Below are 18,837 nucleotides of genomic sequence, written 5' to 3' on the forward strand. Positions count from 1 at the left end.
ATGAGTAGAAAGCCAATTGTTGCGGTGGTAGGCCGCCCAAATGTGGGGAAGTCCACGTTTTTTAATAGAATTGCTGGAAGGAGAATTTCCATTGTTGAAGATACGCCAGGTGTCACACGTGATCGCGTTTATGCGGAATGTGAATGGCTGAGATATAATTTTACGCTTATTGATACAGGCGGTATAGAACCCTCTTCAACAGATGTCATCTTGTCTCAAATGAGAGATCAAGCACAGATTGCAATTGATACGGCCGATGTCATCATCTACTTGTGCGATGGGAAGTATTCGTATACAAGCGCTGATGAAGAGATCGCTCAGATGCTCAGAGTTTCTAAAAAACCAGTGGTGTTGGTACTCAATAAAATTGATGTCTATAATAAGCCAAGCCATTTTTATGATTACTACAACTTGGGTCTTGGTGAGCCATTGATGATTTCTTCTGTAAATGCAATGGGTCTTGGCGATTTATTAGATGAAGTTGTAAAGTTATTTCCAGAGGACATATTGCTTGAGGAAGAAGAGGATGCCATTAAAATTTGCTTCATAGGGAAACCAAATGTAGGTAAGTCCTCAATGGTCAACAAAATCATCGGTGAAAATAGAGTTATTGTATCCGATATTGCCGGTACAACTCGAGATGCAGTGGATACGCCGTTTACCTATAAGGATCAAAAGTTTGTGCTCATTGATACAGCAGGGATCAGAAGAAAGTCCAAAGTCAATGAGTCTATTGAAAAGTATAGCGTGTTGAGGGCGTTGGCTGCAATTGAGCGTTCAGATGTGTGTTTTCTCATGATCGATGCAGTTGAAGGCGTTACGGATCAAGACAAGAAGGTTGCTGGCTATGCACATGAAGCGGGCAAAGCTATTGTGATTGTTGTGAACAAGTGGGACTTGCTTGAAAAAGACAATCATACTTTTAATGATTTCACGAAGAAGGTCAGAGAAGAGCTCGCTTATATGACTTATGCGCCAGTGGTGTTTGTTTCTGCATTAACAGGTCAGAGAGTAACGCAACTTCTAGAGCAAGCAGTTTACGTCGCTAATAATCATGCACTTAGAATTTCAACAGGTGTTCTCAATGATATTCTCAATGAGGCCATGGCGTTAAATCAACCGCCTTCAGATAAAGGAAAGCGACTTAAGATCTACTATGCAACGCAATGTGGCGTGAAACCGCCAACTTTCGTACTCTTTGTCAATGTGAAAGAATTGGCGCATTTTTCATATGTGCGTTATATTGAAAATCAAATCAGAAAGAATTTTAATTATGAGGGCACACCAATTGTTTTTAAAGTTAAGCAAAGGGGCGAGTAACTTAAATTAAAGTTAAATGAAATTGATCTTTCAGTGATTATACGATGCTTTTAAAGGTTTCGGTAATGATCTTCTGAGGGATCATTTTTTTTGCGTTGTCGGAACCCGATTTTGGGTATTTATTTTGGGTATATACAGTATAGATCTATATTAGGGAGGCGATGATATGCGACGATTTAATGACCTAATAGTGCGTTTGAGAATAGAAATTGGAGATGACCGTGATCTTTATGAAGATGATGAGGATTATGATGAGGAAGATGAAGGAGAGGAAAGCAATTGGTGGGATCATCCTTTAAGCGAATATGAAGACGAGGATTACGACGAAGATGATGACTACAGCGAAGAAGACGAAGAGGACTATGATGAAGACGATGACGCAGAATATGATGACAAGTTGTGATGAGAACGATGAGCCCGGCAATATAGGTATGCGAACAAGTCAAAATAAATGGTGAAATTATTGACGAAATATTCTGAAATATCATGACATGATCTCAAAAATAATGTTAAAATATAAACAAAAAGAGAATTTTATCATAAGATGGGATGTGTCATTATGAATCTATCAATTTGTGAAACATGTGGGAATCCAATTACAAACAGATCGGAATTAACGGTCTCAAAAGAACACTTTTTTTCAATTCCAAAAGCTTATCATCACGAATGCTATATTGATCAAATGGAAGATATTAGATCTTATTACACTCAGGTTGAGCCAATAAATAGTGTTTTGTATAGTTTGAGGATATTTATGCTTACAGCAGTTTATTTTTTCTTATTTTCTATTAGAATTCGAAGTGTTATGTATTATCTCTTCTTGGGGATTTCAGGTTCACTACTGGGTATTGAGTGGTTTTCCAGAATTTATAGTTTGGTTGTATATGAGCGTCAGTTTCTTACTAAGAAGCATATGAGAATCTAATTTTATGAGGTGAAAGTATGAATGTAAGATTTGCAAGACATGCAAAGGCCTTAGAACCTTTATTGCATTTCTATTGCAATTTACTTGGATTAAAAGTGATTTCAGAGTTTAAGGACCATAATGGCTACACTGGCGTCATTTTGAGTTGCGATCATTGCAACTGGGAAATTGAATTTACAATATCCAGTAATTGTCCAAATCATAAAGCAGATGAGGATGATTTGATTGTCTTTAAATACGATGATAAAGTGCAGTATGGCTTAGTTTTAGAAAGACTTAGAAAAGAAAAATATTTAGAGTTTGCACCCAAAAATCCGTTTTGGGAAGATAATGGCAAGCTTTTCAGAGATCCAGAAGGTTATGGTATTGTGATTACTTTAATGTAGATTCTGGAGTTAAGGTATAGAGATAAAATTAATGTAGATGGAGTCCTTATGAAGGCTTTAGTAGTGGTGGATATGCAACACGGCATATTCAATAAATCTTTAAAAGTTTATGAAAGTGAAAAGTTGATAGACAATATCAACAAGCTGATTGATCATTTTCGTAAGTACAGACTACCGATTATATTTTTGAGATTTACGGGGACCTTTTTACTCATGAAAGGTACAAGGGATTGGGAACTGCTTTCAGAGATACATTTTGAGGAGGGAGATCTATTAATTGACAAGGTTAAAAGTGATGCTTTTAGCGAAAATCAATTTGTAGAGTTGCTTGAGACTTTAGAAATTGATCATATCTATGTGACAGGTGTCATTTCTCATGGTTGTGTACAATCAACGGTTTATGGTGCGCTTAAGGCCAATATGCCTGTTACGCTGATTTGTGATGCCCACAGCAATTTTTCCGCAGATGCGAAATTCATAATAGAGTCTGTAAACACTCGAATATATAATGATCATGTGGAATTAATGAGCACTTTAGAAGCGCTTTTGAGCATAGAATAAGTGCAGGGAGAAAAGGGATTGATTTCATTGGACACTGAGTTTATGGGTTTACAGGGTGCCAATGCGATTAGTCCCTTTAAAGTTTTTATGAGAAAACCTTTTGGCTCTAATCGTGGTTTAAGAATAGGTGGTTTTGTGCTATAATGAAAGTCGTATAATGGTTTGAAATGGAGGCATAATTTGAAAATAGCAATTGTGGCGGCAGGAAGCTGGGGCACAGCATTGTCTCTTGTCTTGAACGATAATGGTCATGATGTTTGTGTTTGGGCAAGAAATCAAAGTCAAGTCGATAAAATCAATGAAACAGGTATGAATGAAAAATACCTTAAAAATATAAGTATTCCCAAGTCTATAAAATTCACTTCAAATATGAAGAGTGCATTTGAAGGGGCTGAAATTATTTTGTTTTCCGTGCCTTCACAGCAGTATCAGAAAACACTTGAGAAAATGATTGAAGGCGGCTTTATGCGCCAAGGAGTCATATTGATAAACGTTTCTAAAGGCATTGACATGAATACGCTTGAAACGATGTCTCAGATTACGCAGCGGCTGTTGCCAGAGCAAGTTTTCGTCACTTTATCGGGGCCTTCACATGCTGAAGAAGTCTCCCAAAAGTTACCGACGGCATTGGTTTCTGCTTCAAAATCTAGAAAAGCTGCTGAGTTGGTCCAAGATCTCTTTGCGAATGATTATATAAGAGTCTACACGAATCCTGATGTGGTGGGTGTTGAAATCAGTGGTGCTCTAAAGAACATCATTGCACTGGGCGCGGGAATTAGTGATGGTCTGGGATATGGTGATAATGCGAAAGCGGCTTTAATTACAAGAGGCATCAACGAAATTGCCTATTTGGGGACTGCGATGGGTGCCACAGTGGAAACCTTTAGAGGACTTGCTGGTGTGGGCGATCTCATTGTCACTTGTACGAGTATGCACAGTCGAAATCGAAGATGTGGTATTTTAATTGGTCAAGGGCATTCCTTTGATGAATCCATAGAGGCAATTGGGATGGTTGTGGAAGGTGCTTATACTATAAAATCGGCGTACGATCTCATGGTCAAGTTTGATTTGGAGATGCCGATCACTACAGAACTATATAAGGTACTTTATGAAGGGAAAGACGCCAGAGTCGCTGTCAATAGTCTGATGTCGAGACAGAAGAAACATGAAATTGATGAATATGCTAAAGGCTTTGAGATATGGGAATAGTCCCTTTGAAGGTGGATGGATAGATGGCAAAAAAGAAATCGGCTAAGAAGAAAAGACCTCACTATGGGCGCATTTTCATTAGCTTGGTCTTGGTTGGTGTGATCGTTTTTTTTCTAGTAAAGCTGGGTTTAGATCTTTTTTATAAGGAGCAAAATTCTTACTTAGTACAATATGGCGATTTGGATATAAAAGATCAATATCAAGCAATTGTTTTTCGAAATGAAATGGTCGTTAAAACAAATATCTCTGGAGATTTAAAGTTTTTGGCCGAAGAGGGTAGAATTGTCGCAAAAGGGGAGCCAGTAATAGAATTATATAACAATGGTAATAGAGGAGATGGTGAACCAAGGCCTATTGCTTCTAGTACAGGAGAGAATGATAATCCTGAGGATCAGAATACCCCACAGGTAACACAGCAAAAATTGGAATATAATTATAATGTCTTAGAGTTTGACATCATGAATTTAAAAGATCAGATTATTTTCGATATAAAGCATCAAAACTATCAGGAGATTCCTGCACTGAAAAGAGATTTGCTATTAAAGCTTGAAATGCGGGAAAAGCTTGAAGGAGAAAACAAGTTTTTAGCGAACAGAACCACCAGTTATACTCAAAAGACCGTGGGGACAGGTAAGCTAAAAGAGGGACAATCTTTAGTTGTAACAGCACCTGCAAGTGGTATGTTGACCTATCAGTTAGATGGATATGAGGACGTATTTACTATTGATAACATTTACAATATCAATTATGATGAAGTAGACGCACTGAATATTGTACCCAAACACATCCCAAGTGATCATGTGAATTCAGATGATCCCGTCTTTAAGATTGTCGATCATGCAACAGGCTATCTAGTGGTTCTAATTGATAAAGAAGAAGTTGAAACGTATAAAAACGTCTCTAAAGTAAAAGTTAAAATAAATGATGAAATGATGGATGGTCAAGTTTATGATGTGTTTGTAAGTGCGGACAATGCGATTGCTGTGGTAAGGGTTTCAGAAGCTTTTGACCAATATTTTGATAGACGCATCGTAGGGTGTGAAATAACGAGACAGAATTATCAAGGTTTAAAACTACATATGGATTCACTTTTGACTTATAATAATCAAAATGGCGTCTATGTGGTTGAAAAGGATCGTACTTTGAGATTTGTACCTGTAAAAGTAATTGGTTATGATGATGACTATGCCATTGTATATAATGAACAATTCTATGATGCTGATTTGGGACTTGTAAGAAGTGTTAAAGCAAATCAAGAGGTTGTTAGAGAAGGTGCCAAATATAAAGAAGGCGATCGTATTAATTAGATTTGAGGTGTAAGATGTATTCCTATTTAAAAGAAAATATTGAAAGCGTTAAAGCACATATCCAGTCTGCATGTGTAAAGGCGGGCAGATCTGTTGATGCTGTTGCTTTGCTCGGAGTGACGAAGACTTACGAGGCAGATGTAATGAACGCTGCGATTGAATATGGCATTACAGATATTGCTGAGAACAAAGTTCAAGAAATTTTAAGAAAGTATGATGATGTAAATAAAGGTGTAAATTGGCATTTAATTGGACATTTACAGTCGAATAAGGTAAAATATATCATTGATAAAGTTGAGTTGATTCATTCTGTAGACAGTTTAAAACTGGCTGTTGAAATCGATAAGAGAGCAGGACAGATTCATAAAATACAGGATGTTTTAATTCAGATAAACATTCAGGATGAGGCAAGTAAGTTTGGTATTCTGCCTTCAGAACTTGGAGCATTGCTCGAGGGCATGTCCACATTGAAACACATAAGGATTTGTGGTTTAATGTACATTGCACCTATTGTTGAAAAATCAGAACAGTTGAGAGATGACTTTAGATTAATGAAAAAAATGTTTGATGACCTCAATAACACCCCGTATTCCAATGTAGAACCGCTTCATCTTTCTATGGGCATGTCAAGCGACTATGAAGTGGCCATTGAAGAAGGTGCGACAATGGTTAGAATTGGGACAAAAATATTTGGAAAAAGGACGTATCAAACAAAATAAGATTCATTTTTGGAGGAACCTATGGGCGATAAATTTATTGACAAGATTAAATTCTTTTGGGGTGTTGATTCTCAAGAGGAAGATGATTATGCAGCTGAGGATTTTTATAGTGAAATGAAGCGTGACGATATCGATGGAGATGAGCCAATGAATATCATTGAAGAAACGACTCCAAAATCGACGAATACGATAAAAACAAGTAATAAAATTCTCAATATTCATTCAAATGCGCAGATGAACGTTGTGCTTTTTCATCCTAAAAATTTTGAAGAATCTACGGGAATTGTGGACACTTTAAAAAGCAGACGCCCAGTGGTTATGAATATTTCTGAGCTCGATAGGGAGTTGGCGCGGAAAATATTTGATTTTTGTTCAGGTGCGCTTTACGCACTGGATGGGCATATACAGCAGGTATCTAAAGGTATTTTCGTCTTAGCGCCTCAAAATGTCGATATAACAGGTGATATGACAAGCAATAAGACTGAGAGTACAATGAGTTCATGGCTCAAAGAATAAGGAGAATAATATTATGATACAATTACGTATAACTATTTTTTACTTTTTACAAGTGATCATGTACATGATTTTTGCAAGAGCAATGCTCTCTTGGTTTATAAGAGATGCGAACAATCCCTTTATGAGGATTTTAATCAACTTGACAGAACCTATATTGAGCCCTGTTAGAAGGCTGTTGATTCGTTTGAATATAGGTGGTAACATGATTGATTTTAGTCCATTAGTGGCGTTGTTATTGATTCAAGTTATTTCACGTTTAGTTGTAGGTATAAACTACTAATGAACAAAGATAATTGGTTAAAACAATTTGGGCACCTCCTAGATCAGGAAGGTGTCTTTTTAAAAGGGATTGAGAAAATTAAAGCGGCGGAGAAGTATTATGAAACACAGGAAACTCTATTTTGTTCCCCAGATATTGCTTTTGGGTTAGAGCATATTTTGAAAGCGAGTTCGGAACTGCACTATATCAAATGGGGTGGTTATCAAGGGGCAGAGAGGGTTAAATTTTTAATTACACCTGATTTTTTAGAACCGAAAACAGAGCAGTTTAGTTTTGCTGCCTTAGAGTTTACTTTTGCTTCAAAGTACTATACCGTAGAACACAGAGATGTTTTGGGTGCGCTTATGGGATTGGGCATTAATAGAGATCGAACAGGAGATATTCTGATTTTTGAATCGTGTTTCATCATTTTTTTAGAGTCAGATTTATGTGATTATGTTCTCATGAGTTTTGAGAAGGTGGGGAGAGCTTCTGTTAAGGGATGTCTTAAAGAAATTGCTGAGATACAGGAAATTGAAAGGCCTGTTAAGGAGACGTACGATACGGTAAAATCTTTGAGACTTGATGCGGTGATTGCCTCTTTTTATAATCTCTCTAGAAGCGAGGCACAAAAGCTGGTACAATCCGAGAAGGTAAAGGTGAATTATAGACCGATTATCGCTACATCCTATGAACTTTCGGAAGGAGATTTGATATCTGTCAGAGGTTTCGGACGGTTTACGCTGAGTTCTGTTGAAGGCGTTACAAAAAAAGCCAGAATTAGAATCCGTTTCACAAGTCCAGTATAAAGCGCAAAAGACCAGCATGAAAATGTTATGAAAATGACATATGAGAGTAATCATAATGATGCCTATTTGAGTTATAATAGACATAGAGTACACAGAAGCTTAGGCATGTGGCATTTTAATAAGGGGGATGAGATTTATGTTGACACCACTGGATATACAAAATAAACACTTTTCAAAAGCCATTAGAGGCTATAGTGAAAGCGAAGTTGAGGAGTACATGGCACAGATTGTCAAGAGTATGGAAGAACTCATTCATGTTAACATAGAAGCCACTTCAAAGATCAATGAGCTTGAAAAACAACTTCAGCATTTTGAAGTTATGGAAAAAACCATTACGGATGCCATGGTTTTAGCTCAAAAGACATCGGAAGATATCATCCGAACTGCTGAGAATAAAGCGCAATATTTGATAGAAAAAGCAGATGATCAAGCTAAAAAATTGATTACAGATGCAAATTCTGAAGTACTTAATATCATTAAGCGACAAGAACATGCTAAGCAGGAATTTATGAGTTTTAATACAAGATTTAAAGTACTGCTTGAAAGTCAATTGGAGCTCATTCAGTCTCAGACTAGGGAAATGGGTTAGTTCACACGGTTGAAATGTTTTTATATTGAATTTGTATGAGCACATGTTAATGCAATGAGAATATGTTATAATTACCCTAGAGATAGAAAAATTTAGTGAGAGAAAATGTTAATGATAATGGGAGATGAGTATTTCGAAAGATTCGGAGTATTCTTTTTTTATTTAAAATACACAAAAAGGATTTAATGGTATTTTATAGAAAACAAAAGGGAGGGTTTATGAGTAAAAAGAAGACAACAGAGCAATTGATCAACGATATTGTTAATTCAAATGATATCAAAGATTTTCTAGATAAAAATAAAGCTGATTTAATTCGCAAAGAATTTCATCATTTTCTTATGGATATCATTGTAGAGAAAGACTTGGAAAACAGAGATATTATTGAGAAGAGTCAAATGAACAGAGTTTATTTTTACCACCTCTTAAGCGGGAAGAGGAAACCTTCCAGAGATAAAATAATTCAGTTATCTTTTGGTCTTGGATTATCCGTAGAAGAGATGCAACAGTTGCTAAAAGTCAGTAATATGAAGGAATTGTATAGTAAGCATAAAAGAGATGCCATCATTTTGTTTGCAATAACGCACAGGATGTCGCTCATAGAAACAAATATTTTATTGGATGATGAAAATGAACAATTATTGTGTGAGTAAGAGGATGAGATGGCAGATTTTAAGACGTTTTATAAAGAGCAATTGAATGAACATATTTTGAAAGAGAATCTTCCAAGCGGTATTCTTGACCAATATGAAGTTTTAGCGTGTTTGTCTGAGACCGAGAATAGTACAAATTATGTGATTAAGCATAAAGTATTAGAAAAAAAATATTTGATGAAGGTCTGTAAAAATGAGCACCAGAAGAATGAATACACTATTTTATCTAAATTGAGTTATCCGAATATACCAACTATAATAGATGCAAATATTTCTGGGGAGCATACGATCATTATAGAAGATTATTTTGATGGCGTGCCCATAGATCAATTTATGATAAAAGTGAATGACGAAGAAAAAAAATCTGTATTTGAAGCGTTGTTTTGGCAAATTGTGAATACACTCAAATATCTACATAATCAAGCACAGCCCATCATTCATAAAGATATAAAACCCGACAATGTTTTAGTGAGCGATTCAGGAGAAATAATGCTTATTGACTTTGGGAGTTCTAGGTTTTTCAAGGAGCATCAATCGAGAGATACGGTTTTGATGGGCACTCAGGGATACGCGTCGCCAGAACAGTATGGATTTAGTCCTACAGATAAGAGATCTGATTTGTATGCTTTTGGGACTATGATGGCTGAAATTGTTGAAAATTTGAGCATTGAGCTCGATGATAAAATGAGTTTGTCGCTTGAAAAGTGTCGAGAAATAGATCCTAAAAATAGATTTCAATCAGTTGAAGCAATGGAAACCTATATAAAATCCACAAAGGATAAGGTTTCAAACCGAAATAAGATTGTGTGGTCTGCTCTGGGGTTGATTTTGGTTGCCGCGGTTACTCTGGTTTCAATTTGGCTTTTTAATGCTTCAAAGTACTATCACTTTCAATCTGAATCAATTGGTCAGGCTGTATCTGTAGTGCTCAATAAGCCTCAAAATGAAATTACTCAAGAGGATTTGGCAAAGGTTACCGAACTCAGTATTTGGGGAGAATATGTTGTTAAAAAAGAGGATGAGCTCAAATGGGAGAGCAATCCTGGCGATTATGTCAGTGCCATAATCGTCAATGACAATCGGTCAACGCGACGAGGTGATATAAATAATCTTGAAGACCTAAAGTATATGACCTCTTTGAAGTCTTTGAGTTTGGTAAAGCAGAACATTAAGGACATATCGCCAATTGCGGATTTAAAAATAGTGCATCTCTACTTAAGTGATAATCAAATTGAAGATGCTTCGGTTTTTAAAGGTATGAAAATACTTTATACTTTGGAAGTTGGTGGAAATCCAATCAGCAATTTTGAGGGGCTATCTGAACTCTCCAATTTAGGTGAATTGGATGTCTCAGATACAAAATGTAGAAATTTCAATTGGATTAGCGAGATGACTTCTTTGAACTGGTTGATTCTAAAACATTTAGGGTTTGAAGATATTTCAGAAATCAAAGGACTTTATCAATTGACCCATTTAGATCTAGAAAATAATAAGTTGCGTTCATTGGATGCTTTGAGTGCACTTAGGCAATTAGAGTACTTAAACATTGCAGATAATCCCACTCGTGATTACGAAGTGCTTCATGAGCTTGAGCAATTAAAGGGAATAGTCATCCGAGGAACACTTATTGAAGGCGATGATATTCCACCAAGTGTTGAAATTTTACAAGATTAGCAACATTTAAGACATCTTTCTTTCAATAAAAGAGAATTGTTAGCTATTGGCTAACAGTTCTCTTTTTACTTTCAGATATAATAGAGCCATAATATGAGGAGGTTAGAATTATGAAAAATGTATGCAAATAACTCAGGACAGGGAAATCATTCAGAGCAAATCGCATCTTTTTTTAAAACATGGCATGGTGTAGACGAGCGTGATGAAATTCTAAAAATAGCATTGAAGTATGCGCTTTCACTTTCACATGTTCAAGAATTGTTACTTCTCTCAGGGCACCCTAAACTTTATGTGAGAAATCCAAGAGATGCGGTGATCATTTACTCAATTGTCAAACAGCAATCTTTAGAAAGGCTGAATCTATTACTTAGAGAACTCAATGAAAAATTACTGTAGGAGGTCAGAAAAATGAAGCAAAAAAATATTTTACTGTTAATTGTCTTATTGGTAGGGATAAACTTTAATATTGCGAGTGCCAATACGGATTATTCATTTTATTTGGAAGGGAAACTATTACAAGTGAATGGATTTACTTTTATGACGCTGGAAGCTGACGGCACTTATCGAATAATAAGTGAGGGTGCACTTGATCAATATAAAGAAGTCTATGTATTTGTCAATGCTGAAAAAGAAGGAGAATTACTCTGCTTGGCCCAAAAAATATCATCCGAAGAGACTCAGATCAAATTTAAAGCGGCTGATTTGATTCACAAGAAAATAACCATTGGTAAGGCGGTAAATCCATTAGACGGGATCGTTACTTTAGAATTTAGAAATTTATCGGATGAAATGAAGATAGAATTAAACTTGAACAGCGGTGAGGAAAAGCAATTTGCTTTTAGCAATAATTTAGAGGTTCAAGGGATCTACTTAGTAGATATGCGAGGCAGTCTGGGTATACCGCAAGGACTTGTAGAATCTTTTAGCTTTAATGGCGACTATGTGCTTACGCCCAAAGTTCAAGAAGTCATAATGAGTGAAGAACCTTCTTTTGAGGATCTATTTGAAATTGCTCAATCGAGTGTGGGTTCTATTGGAGAGTTATTTATAATGGGGCCGGGCGGTGGATGTGATTATGAAATAATAAATACATCTGGTGAATCTGTCTATCAGGGGAAATTTGGTCACGTGACTAATCGATTGCATTATGAGGCGATTGATGAAAATCAATACAAAATGAAGTTTTCTTTTAATGGTGGTGACTTGGTTTTAGAATCTGAATATATGGCCTTTGTCAAAGCAGCAAAAAAAGAAGAAGACGACATTGCAACGGATAATGATGTTAAAAATACGGATGAAAGTAAGAACCGTTCGGAATCAGCTGTAAACACAAACTTAAAAGAAAGTGCGTTTTATGAAATTAAAGTAGCAGGACTGCCACTACCTCAAAATCAGTTGGACATCAATGCGTTGGTTAAACGCTCAGAACCTGGAATTTTAATACATTTGGACATAGATGACCAATTTGAAGGGATTATGTTTAATAGAGATGATCTGAGCAAGTTAGCAAATAGCGGTAAACAGCTGGCGATTCAAACTCAATTTGGAAGTGTAAGTTTTAGTTCAGATTGTTTGAAAGAAATGGTTCAATACGATGGTGATCTCTCGATGAAATTTAGATATGAAAATGCATTTTCTAAACCATCAGAGATTAGAGATTTCATGATAGAAACATATGGTAGTCAAGTAAAGGCTAATATGAATTTTGTGTCTTCGTACGAATTGAGAGTTTTTGCAGGTGAAAAGGATGTCATAGGCACTGAATTTAACAATAGACCACAAGTTGCATTCTTTACCAAAACAAGCGACTATGCATCTGCTCAACTCAATAAAATATCTGCATTTATTTACAATGAGTCTGTGGGTAAGCTTGAGATGATAGAAAGTAAATGGGTTGATGATGCGATTAAAGTGAAAGTCAAAATACCAATGCCTTTCCACTATTTTAATCTCTATGAGGTCAATAAGACTTTTGATGATATTTCAAAGAGTTGGGCAAAACCCTACATTGAAAGTTTAGCTTCAAAGAATATTGTCAGCGGTGTAAGTGATGTCACCTTTAATCCCGCTGGAAAACTCACAAGGGCTCAATTTGTTACTCTATTGGTTAGAGGCTTGGGCATAGGAACCTCTGATCAAGGCGCGTCTTTCAGTGATGTTCATTCTGGTGATTGGTTTGCATCCTATGTGAATGCTGCTTCTAAGATGGCGTTGCTTGAAGATCATATTGGCACAAGTTTCTCCCCTAATTCTGAGATGATGCGTAAAGATATGGCTGAAATGGCCGTAAAAGCCTATGAAAAAATGAGTGGTAAGAGTGTATCAGAGAAGGCATCCAAAGTTTTCGAGGATGTGCCTAGTGGCAGTGGTACATACATCTCCAAAGCCGTTAATTTGGGATTGGTATCTGGTATTTCTGAAACAGAATTTAAGCCAAATGACGCTTTAACTCGAGAACAAGCGGCTTATATTATCTATAAATTGCTCGAAATGATTGGTTAATGGGTGTCTTTTTATCTTAATAGAAGGCTGTTTCAAATCTAGTATTTTGATTTGAAACAGCTTCTCTATTTTTTGATAATGACTCTTAATTGTTAGCTGTGTGGTGACACTTTGTGAATTTAAGTAGATTATAATTAACTTATCAAATACGAAAGGAGAGTGTGATTGTAAAGATTGCAATTGCATAAGTAGAGCGGATGAGTCTAATTTATAAAGTTGAAAAAAACAGAGGCGTGAGTAATTATATATTATCAAAAAAGTGTGAAGAATTTTTTAAACAAGATTGTCAGGATATGGGGACTTTTATGACATCTTATTTCACAAATATGTTCATCATGGAACAATACGGGAATGAATCCGTAAGAAGAACGTTTGGACATTGGTTTGGTGCAATGGATTTTAGAAAACAAGATAATTGGAGTCAAGGTATTTATAACGATTTTTATGAAAGTTTTTATATCCGATTGTTTGAAGCGTCTGATGAGGTATTTGCAGAAATTCAAAGTCCATTTATAAATAACAGTCATAACGTAAGTATTTCTATAGAAGGTAAACTTGGCATAAAAATTAAGGGAACTGAAAGTAAATATGGTTATTCCTATGAGCTCACCTTTGTACATAATGATCTCCTTGTAGATCCAAATCAAAATGAATATGGTGATCCAATCGTTTATAGAGTTATTACTAAGATGTTTGATAATGGCATGGTTAAATATGAGGGCATCGGTTTACTTGTCAAGGCTGAAGAAATGCATTTAACCAAGTCTGAAGTCCAATTGAGACTTCTAAACCTTTCAAATATAAATATACTTGATCCAAACCAAATTAATGGCAATAATTCTGAAACCGGTAAAAATACGAGTAAAGAACTTAAGGGACATCAAAAGTTAGGACAGAGTTTATGGACGACATTTATGATACTGGGGTGTCTTGCGGCGGGAATACTGGGATTTATGCTCGTTTGTAAATTTTTTATCTTTATATTTGGGGGCGCGATTGCACTCATGGGGTTCTATGTGGGGAAATACATTTTAAGATATTTTAGAAAACGCCGTCATTCGGTGGTATAGAGTTATGTGACTTCACTTTTTTATGAAAAAATATTTGCTATATAAACTCAAAAAATATTTAGATTCAATATTTTGGGAACTTTATCTGATAATGAGTCGTCTTATTACTATAGCGATACATATTATTTTTTAAGGAAGTGAGCGTATGAAAATGAATTTTGTAAAATTAGTACCAATTCTTTTAGTATTAATACTCGTTGGCGGGTGCTCTTCAATAAGTGATTCGATTTCGGAGCAAGAAGCAAAACAGTTAGTGATTTCAAAGCATACAAATGATAACGGGACACCTCAAATCGTGTCCATTGATATCAAATGGAATGCTTATGTGGTAGAATGGAAGAATGAGGAGAACAAAGAAGGCGGTACGGATAAAGTTACAAAAGAGGGTGAAGTTAAGATGATTGAAGCTTATATTGAATAATGCGGTTAATTAATTGCAAGAACTTTTGGTTTGCTAACGATCCTTTGGCATTGATCTAAATGAGGTAGAAGTCTACTCTAAGCTGATGAGGTCCAAGATTTACTTATAAAATAGTTGACTGTAAATGGGAATTCATTTATAATTAAAGTCGAATGTTTCATAAATAAAGCAGAGATTGGGAAGAGTAAGTAGTGATTAACCTTCAAGAGAGTCAGTGGTTGGTGTGAACTGATAGTTAGCATTACGGAAGATCACCCATAGCAATTTATTCGAAAACGCACGTGAGTAGTCTAAATCGGTCTAATACCGTTAACATTAGAGAGTGACATAGTCTTTGAGTTTGGATTTGAACTCTAGACATGTAATTTGGGTGGTACCACGGCATATTCGTCCCATAGTTCATAGAACTATGGGACTTTTTATTTAAACAACAAGATTTGAGCCGAAAGCTGTGCTGAGGAATGTTTAACCTCAAACAGCGTCAGCGAAAATCGCTTTGAGTCATCGAGAGATGGCTGAAATGTTGCTAACACAAATAAATGTATCAGTTAAGATAGGGAAGGATGATGGATATGAGTTATAAAGAGCTCAGCAAGAAAGCAGTAGCTGAATCGGAAGGCAGTGTTCGCAGCTATTGGGAGGAAATTGATCTACTGAAGTTAAGCGTTGAAAGTCGTGAAGGCGAGAAACCGTTCATTTTCTTTGAGGGGCCGCCTACAGCCAATGGCAAACCGGGTATTCACCATGTACTTGCACGTGCTCTTAAAGATGCCGTATGCCGTTATAAAACCATGCAAGGTTACCAAGTAAAGCGTAAAGCTGGTTGGGATACTCATGGTTTGCCGGTTGAGATTGAAGTTGAAAAGCGTTTAAATCTCAACGACAAGTCTGCTATTGAAGCTTATGGGATAGAAAATTTTAATCATCAATGTCGTGCATCAGTTTTTGAATATGAAGACGCATGGCGTGAAATGACAAAAAAAATGGCCTATTTAATTGATTTGGATAATCCATATATCACGCTTGAAAACAATTATATTGAAACAGAATGGTGGATTTTAGATAAGTTCTTTAAAGAGGACTACATCTATGAAGGGCATAAAATATTGCCTTACTGTCCAAGATGTGGGACAGGTCTTGCATCACACGAGGTTGCACAAGGATATCAAGAAATTAAAACAGTTACTGTCTATGTGAAGTTTAAAGTGAAAGACAAAGATGAGTACTTCCTCGTTTGGACGACAACACCTTGGACACTGGCTTCGAATGTTGCTTTAACTGTGAATGCAAATGAAACCTATGTGAAAGTCAAGAGCAATAATGAAGTCTACTATGTAGAAAAAAATCTTGCACCTTCTGTTTTGGATGGCGAATATGAAGTTCTTGCAGAAATGAAAGGCAAGGATTTAGAATATATGGAATATGAACAACTTATGCCTTTTGTGCCTGTAGATAAGAAAGCATTTTTTGTAACTTGTGCAGATTATGTTACGGTGGAAGATGGTACAGGTATCGTTCATACGTCACCAGCATTTGGTGAAGATGACTACAACACAGGTGTACGTTATGATTTGCCAGTTCTACAACCTGTAAACGAAGAAGGCAAGTATACTTTGACACCTTGGGAAGGACAATTTGTAATGGATGCAGATCCTGAAATCATCCAATGGCTTGCTGAAAACAATTTGCTCTTCAGAAAACAAAAAATGGACCACAACTATCCGCATTGCTGGAGATGTAAAACGCCATTGCTATATTATGCTAAACCAAGTTGGTATATAGAAATGACAAAACTTAAGGATCAGTTAATTGCAAATAACAATGCTGTTAATTGGTATCCAGATTATGTAGGAGAAAAGCGTTTTGGCAACTGGCTTGAAAACCTTAATGATTGGGCTATTTCAAGAAGTAGATATTGGGGAACACCACTTAATATATGGAAATGCGATTGCGGTCATCTAACCAGTGTAGGTTCAAGAAAAGAACTTGCTGAAAGAGCAATAGAGGATATTGATGATTCTATTGAACTTCATAGACCTTATGTAGATGATGTTCACTTGACTTGTGAAAAATGTAATGGTGTGATGAATAGAGTGCCAGACGTCATTGACTGTTGGTTCGATAGTGGTGCAATGCCTTTTGCACAACATCACTATCCATTTGAAAATAAAGAGAATTTTGAATCACTTTATCCTGCAGATTTTATTTGTGAGGGTATTGATCAAACCAGAGGATGGTTCTATTCGTTAATTGCCATCAGTACTTTTGTCATGGGTGTTTCTCCTTATAAAAATGTGTTGGTAAACGATTTGATTTTAGATAAGCATGGCAAGAAGATGTCCAAGTCTAAAGGCAACACAGTGGATGCATTTAACTTACTCGATCAATATGGTGCTGATGTTGTGAGATGGTATCTCTTATATGTTTCGCCAGCTTGGGTGCCAACAAAGTTTGATGAAGAAGGGCTCATTGAAGTCAATTCAAAATTCTTTGGGACGCTTAAAAACGTATACAATTTCTTTACGCTTTATGCTAATACCGACGGTATAGACGTAAGTCAATTTAGTGTAGAACCAAAAGATAGACCTGAACTCGATCAATGGATCTTATCCAAATTAAATTCTTTGATCAAGGGGGTCAATAATGATCTTGAGATATTTGATCTTACCAAGGCCGTTAGACGAATTCAAGAATTCGTCAGTGAAGATTTATCCAATTGGTACATCAGAAGATCTAGACGTCGTTTTTGGGATGCAGAGCTTTCGTTAGATAAACAATCAGTTTACAATACAACTTATGAGGTGTTAATTGCAGTTTGCCAATTGGCGGCACCTTTTGCACCTTTCTTAACAGAAGAAATTTATAGAAACTTGACGGGTGAGGTCTCAATTCATGTGAGTCATTATCCTCAAGCAGATGAAAAATTAATTGATAAACGCATTGAAGATAGAATGGACCTTGTAAGAGATCTTGTGACACTGGGAAGAGCTGCGAGAGAATCAGTTAAGATTAAAGTGCGACAACCTATCCAAAATGTGGTTGTTGACGGTAAACATGAAGCTTTAATTGGTGATTTAGTACCATTGATTATGGAAGAACTCAATGTTAAAGAAGTTATCTTCACAACAGATTTACCGGAATATATGAATTTCCAACTCAAACCTAATTTCAAAGTACTAGGTCCTATATTGGGTAAAAATATGGGCGCATTTTCAAAAGTACTTGCTGGTTTTGATCCTCAAGAATATGCTATGAGACTTGAGAGTGGAGAAGCATTTGAGGTTGAGGTTGCTGGTACACCATTTACTTTGACGAGTGAACATGTTTTGATTAATATCACGGCTAAAGAAGGGTTCACGGTCAAAATGGAAAATAATGTGTTTATCATCTTAAATACAAACTTAAATGAGACGCTCATTGGCGAAGGTTATGCACGTGAGATGATTTCAAGAATTCAACAAATGAGAAAATCAAATGATTATGAAATGATGGATAACATTAAAATATTCTATAAATGTGATGCTGAATTTGAACAAGGCATCAGTACACATAAAGACTATATCATGTCTGAAACTTTAGGTACTGAGATTGTTAAAGATGCAGAAAAGGCATATGAAATGCATCAGTTGAATGGTCACGAGGTTGGATTGTTCTTGGAGAAAATGTAAAAGTATTAGCTACAGAATTATAGAAAAGTAAATTTATTAAACCATAAAACTGCTTTTAATCTATTCAAAAGATTGAAAGCAGTTTTTTAATTAAACAACAAGATTTGAGCCGAAAGCTGAGCTGAGGGATGTTCACCCTCAAACAGCATCAGCGAAAATCGCTTTGGGGCATTGAGCGGTGCCCCAAATGTGGCTTTCAAAAAAATATGATTAGATTTTGCCAAATGAGTTCATATATATACTAAAGGGAGG

Annotated in this window: 19 protein-coding genes and 1 other annotated feature; all 19 genes read left to right on the forward strand. The window is 36.1% G+C overall.

The features are described from left to right. The 19 genes from der (at nucleotide 1) to ileS (ending at nucleotide 18,585) form a co-directional block, all read left to right on the forward strand. Nucleotides 1–1,320 (forward strand): ribosome biogenesis GTPase Der, encoded by a 1,320-nt coding sequence (gene der, locus ISU02_RS00785; protein WP_194699874.1) that lies wholly within the window; start codon nucleotides 1–3, stop codon nucleotides 1,318–1,320. 166 nt (nucleotides 1,321–1,486) lie between these two features. Continuing rightward, nucleotides 1,487–1,723 (forward strand): hypothetical protein, encoded by a 237-nt coding sequence (locus ISU02_RS00790; protein ID WP_194699875.1) that lies wholly within the window; start codon nucleotides 1,487–1,489, stop codon nucleotides 1,721–1,723. Between the two features lie 156 nt (nucleotides 1,724–1,879). Then, a complete protein-coding gene (locus ISU02_RS00795; RefSeq protein WP_194699876.1) occupies nucleotides 1,880–2,245 on the forward strand; it encodes a hypothetical protein in 366 nt (121 codons plus the stop codon). A 17-nt stretch (nucleotides 2,246–2,262) separates the two neighbouring features. After that, nucleotides 2,263–2,631, forward strand: a complete 369-nt coding sequence (locus ISU02_RS00800) for a VOC family protein (RefSeq protein WP_194699877.1) — start codon at nucleotides 2,263–2,265, stop codon at nucleotides 2,629–2,631. 48 nt (nucleotides 2,632–2,679) lie between these two features. Further along, nucleotides 2,680–3,192, forward strand: coding sequence for a cysteine hydrolase family protein (locus ISU02_RS00805; protein ID WP_194699878.1), 513 nt, complete (start codon nucleotides 2,680–2,682; stop codon nucleotides 3,190–3,192). 180 nt (nucleotides 3,193–3,372) lie between these two features. Further along, on the forward strand, nucleotides 3,373–4,401 hold the full coding sequence (locus ISU02_RS00810; RefSeq protein ID WP_194699879.1) for an NAD(P)H-dependent glycerol-3-phosphate dehydrogenase: 1,029 nt from the start codon (nucleotides 3,373–3,375) through the stop codon (nucleotides 4,399–4,401). Nucleotides 4,402–4,424: 23 nt separating this feature from the next. Further along, on the forward strand, nucleotides 4,425–5,708 hold the full coding sequence (locus ISU02_RS00815; protein ID WP_194699880.1) for an HlyD family efflux transporter periplasmic adaptor subunit: 1,284 nt from the start codon (nucleotides 4,425–4,427) through the stop codon (nucleotides 5,706–5,708). 14 nt (nucleotides 5,709–5,722) lie between these two features. Then, a complete protein-coding gene (locus ISU02_RS00820) occupies nucleotides 5,723–6,427 on the forward strand; it encodes a YggS family pyridoxal phosphate-dependent enzyme (RefSeq protein ID WP_194699881.1) in 705 nt (234 codons plus the stop codon). Between the two features lie 21 nt (nucleotides 6,428–6,448). Beyond that, nucleotides 6,449–6,943, forward strand: a complete 495-nt coding sequence (locus ISU02_RS00825; protein ID WP_194699882.1) for a cell division protein SepF — start codon at nucleotides 6,449–6,451, stop codon at nucleotides 6,941–6,943. A gap of 13 nt (nucleotides 6,944–6,956) precedes the next feature. Beyond that, nucleotides 6,957–7,223 carry a YggT family protein gene (locus tag ISU02_RS00830; RefSeq protein ID WP_194699883.1) on the forward strand — a complete coding sequence of 89 codons (267 nt, stop codon included), beginning with the start codon at nucleotides 6,957–6,959 and terminating at the stop codon, nucleotides 7,221–7,223. After that, the gene (locus ISU02_RS00835; RefSeq protein ID WP_194699884.1) at nucleotides 7,223–8,011 is read left to right on the forward strand and encodes a YlmH family RNA-binding protein; all 789 of its coding nucleotides are present in this window, start codon (nucleotides 7,223–7,225) and stop codon (nucleotides 8,009–8,011) included. The genes ISU02_RS00830 and ISU02_RS00835 overlap by 1 nt, the downstream gene beginning before the upstream one ends. A gap of 127 nt (nucleotides 8,012–8,138) precedes the next feature. Continuing rightward, nucleotides 8,139–8,600, forward strand: coding sequence for a DivIVA domain-containing protein (locus tag ISU02_RS00845; RefSeq protein ID WP_207736133.1), 462 nt, complete (start codon nucleotides 8,139–8,141; stop codon nucleotides 8,598–8,600). Between the two features lie 218 nt (nucleotides 8,601–8,818). Beyond that, nucleotides 8,819–9,250 (forward strand): hypothetical protein, encoded by a 432-nt coding sequence (locus ISU02_RS00850; protein ID WP_194699887.1) that lies wholly within the window; start codon nucleotides 8,819–8,821, stop codon nucleotides 9,248–9,250. Between the two features lie 9 nt (nucleotides 9,251–9,259). Beyond that, a complete protein-coding gene (locus tag ISU02_RS00855) occupies nucleotides 9,260–10,924 on the forward strand; it encodes a protein kinase domain-containing protein (RefSeq protein ID WP_194699888.1) in 1,665 nt (554 codons plus the stop codon). A gap of 117 nt (nucleotides 10,925–11,041) precedes the next feature. Continuing rightward, complete coding sequence (locus ISU02_RS00860; RefSeq protein WP_194699889.1) at nucleotides 11,042–11,320, forward strand: hypothetical protein; 279 nt, start codon at nucleotides 11,042–11,044, stop codon at nucleotides 11,318–11,320. Between the two features lie 12 nt (nucleotides 11,321–11,332). Continuing rightward, on the forward strand, nucleotides 11,333–13,426 hold the full coding sequence (locus ISU02_RS00865; protein ID WP_194699890.1) for an S-layer homology domain-containing protein: 2,094 nt from the start codon (nucleotides 11,333–11,335) through the stop codon (nucleotides 13,424–13,426). A gap of 305 nt (nucleotides 13,427–13,731) precedes the next feature. Further along, the gene (locus ISU02_RS00870; RefSeq protein WP_194699891.1) at nucleotides 13,732–14,496 is read left to right on the forward strand and encodes a hypothetical protein; all 765 of its coding nucleotides are present in this window, start codon (nucleotides 13,732–13,734) and stop codon (nucleotides 14,494–14,496) included. A gap of 145 nt (nucleotides 14,497–14,641) precedes the next feature. After that, nucleotides 14,642–14,917, forward strand: coding sequence for a hypothetical protein (locus ISU02_RS00875; protein WP_194699892.1), 276 nt, complete (start codon nucleotides 14,642–14,644; stop codon nucleotides 14,915–14,917). 162 nt (nucleotides 14,918–15,079) lie between these two features. Further along, nucleotides 15,080–15,315, forward strand: a binding site (T-box leader). A gap of 174 nt (nucleotides 15,316–15,489) precedes the next feature. Beyond that, on the forward strand, nucleotides 15,490–18,585 hold the full coding sequence (gene ileS, locus ISU02_RS00880) for an isoleucine--tRNA ligase (protein WP_194699893.1): 3,096 nt from the start codon (nucleotides 15,490–15,492) through the stop codon (nucleotides 18,583–18,585). Nucleotides 18,586–18,837: the final 252 nt, after the last annotated feature.

The sequence above is a fragment of the Fusibacter ferrireducens genome, from assembly GCF_015352425.1.
GTDB lineage: Bacteria > Bacillota > Clostridia > Peptostreptococcales > Acidaminobacteraceae > Fusibacter_A > Fusibacter_A ferrireducens.